Genomic DNA, 2286 nt, shown 5'->3' with positions numbered 1-2286 from the left:
AATTATCGTCCTTATTTTAGCAAATATTATCTGGGGCGCTTCGCTTCCGATTTACAAATGGACGCTTGAGCAAATTCAGCCCTTTACTTTTGCGTTTTTAAGATTTTTCATTTCTTTTTTAATTCTTCTTCCATTTGTAATCAAAGATTTTAAGTTTGAAAAAAAAGACATACCAAAACTAATATTTGCATCCATTGTTTCTATTACAATTCAGATTCCTTTACTTTTTTTTGGATTAAAATTAGCGCCGAGTATTAATGCCCCGATTATTATTTCCGCAGGGCCAATTCTTCTTTTGGGTTCGTCTGTCATATTTTTAAAAGAAAAGATTTCTCCCAAACTCTTAGCAGGAACCTTAATAAGCTTATTTGGAGTTATGGTTTTAATGTTTAACCCAGCCTTAGAATCAGGCTTTTCAGGAGCGGTTTTGGGAAATTTTTTTATATTCTTGGCAACAATTTGCAGCGTAATTCAGGCATTGATAATTAAAAAAATAGTTGAAAGAAACGGCGCTTTAATTACCGTCTTTCTTACTTTCTTAATTGGCAGTTTTACCCTTATGCTTCCGGCATTTCTTGAATATAATTCTCTCGGTTTATTTCCTATTAATCTTAAATTTTTAATTGGTATTTCTTATGCTGTTATTCTTTCATCAATACTTGCCCATTATTTTTTATTTTTTGGCTTAAAAAACATAAAAGTCTCAGAAACTGGCGTTTTTACTTATGTTGATCCTATCGCAACAATTTTAGTCGCCATTCCCCTTTTACACGAAGTAATAACAGAATCTTATTTAATAGCAACTGTTCTTGTGTTTTTAGGAATTTATATTGCGGAAGGAAGAGTACATTATCATCCTTTTCATTTACTTAAAAAAAGCTCTCTGAATAAATTATCCGAACGAATGGAATAAAATTATTCTTTTGAAAAATCAGCGAGAGCTTTTTCTATATCTTCCTGTGAAGTTTTGTCTGTGTTTGCCAAATATCCTAATATTTCGCTTCTTTTTCTAACATCTTCCTTGTTTCTGCCAAATAAATGGCTTTCTTCCACCATTTCAAAATTATCGCTCTCTTTATCCCATTTAAAAATAAGATGACCCAGAGGTTTTCCCTCATCTACTCTATGAACTTCGTAAATTTGCGTTACTCTTCTTTTTGCATCGGCAAGGGTTGTACCAAACATTTCTATAAAAATAACAAGCTGAATTTGCGAAGCGTCTTCATCCGATATTTGGTTTTTTTCTGTCAGTTCTAAAATCGCATCTTGCGCATTTTCAGCGTGTATTGATGCCTGCAATGAATAACCAATTTTGAGCATTTTAAAGACATGTCTTAGTTCATCTCCCCATAAATACCCGGGATAATCATAAGCGCTAAACTCATCAACAACTAAATACCCGCCGTGTTTTTCTACATTTAATAATTTTTCCGTAACTTCGGGGTTGTCGGATGCGTAATGCAAAGAAACGTTTTTGGAACGAAGCGAAAGTACTGCTTTGGCAACTGTTGATTTTCCGGCATTTCTATAAACTGCTGCTGTTAAGAATGAAACCTTCTCCGAAACCGCGGCCCACAAAAGCCCTGCCATATCAGCACTCATTGTGTGATTTTCTATAAGTTTAGCAATTGTTATCTGATTGCCCATATAAATATATTATTAATAAATAGTAAAGAAAGCAAGAAATTATATCATGCTGTAATCAAAAAATGGACGAGATTTACGGACATTCAAAATTATCTATGTGGTTTGTTGGGGCTGATTTTGCCTGCTTTTAAAATACTCTTCTATTGTTCCGTTAAATCTGACTGTTTGATCTGATAATACATCCGCATACGCTATCTCTAGTTTTACTTGACTATGCTCCGGAAGGCTTTTTGCAAAATATTTTACCAGTGTTTCAACAAGCCTACGCCCTTGTTTAGAACATGCCTCTATTTCAAAAAAGGGAATTCTATGTTCCCTATCGGGAGATGCATTTCTAAGTGTGAAAGATACTTCACCATCGGTAGGCTCGGTAATCAGAGCTCCTTTAACGATATTCCCGTGAGATGTTGCCCCATTATTTAATGGCGACCAATATAAAATATTATCGCTAAGCATAAAACCCTTTACTGTTTTTCCTTCAATAATATATCTATTCCACAGCTTAGAAGATGAGGATGGAAAAACTCTTTGCTTTAACAATTCATTTCCGTCAAGCTGATAGGGCTTTCTTTTTTCTACATGTGTTAATTCGGGATCTCGAACAAGAAATCTTCTTCCCCCTTTTCCAATCTTAGTAAC

At 34.3% G+C, this 2286-nt stretch carries 3 protein-coding genes; 1 reads left to right on the top strand and 2 read right to left on the bottom strand.

Features of this window, described 5'->3' with window-relative positions; translation table 11 throughout:
* Positions 1 to 913 (top strand): DMT family transporter (locus Q8M88_RS16030; RefSeq protein ID WP_305598159.1); only part of this gene is annotated, 913 nt, incomplete at its 5' end.
* Positions 914 to 915: 2 nt separating this feature from the next.
* Here the strand turns inward: Q8M88_RS16030 and Q8M88_RS16025 are convergent.
* Both Q8M88_RS16025 and Q8M88_RS16020 read right to left on the bottom strand, forming a co-directional pair.
* On the bottom strand, positions 916 to 1647 hold the full coding sequence (locus Q8M88_RS16025) for a hypothetical protein (protein WP_305598158.1): 732 nt from the start codon (positions 1645 to 1647) through the stop codon (positions 916 to 918).
* Between the two features lie 93 nt (positions 1648 to 1740).
* Positions 1741 to 2286 (bottom strand): hypothetical protein (locus Q8M88_RS16020; protein ID WP_305598157.1); only part of this gene is annotated, 546 nt, incomplete at its 5' end.

This window comes from Phenylobacterium sp. (genome assembly GCF_030693805.1).
Lineage (GTDB): Bacteria > Pseudomonadota > Alphaproteobacteria > Caulobacterales > Caulobacteraceae > Phenylobacterium.
Note: the sequence above shows the minus strand (reverse complement) of the source record. Positions and strands in the feature narration are given on the sequence as shown.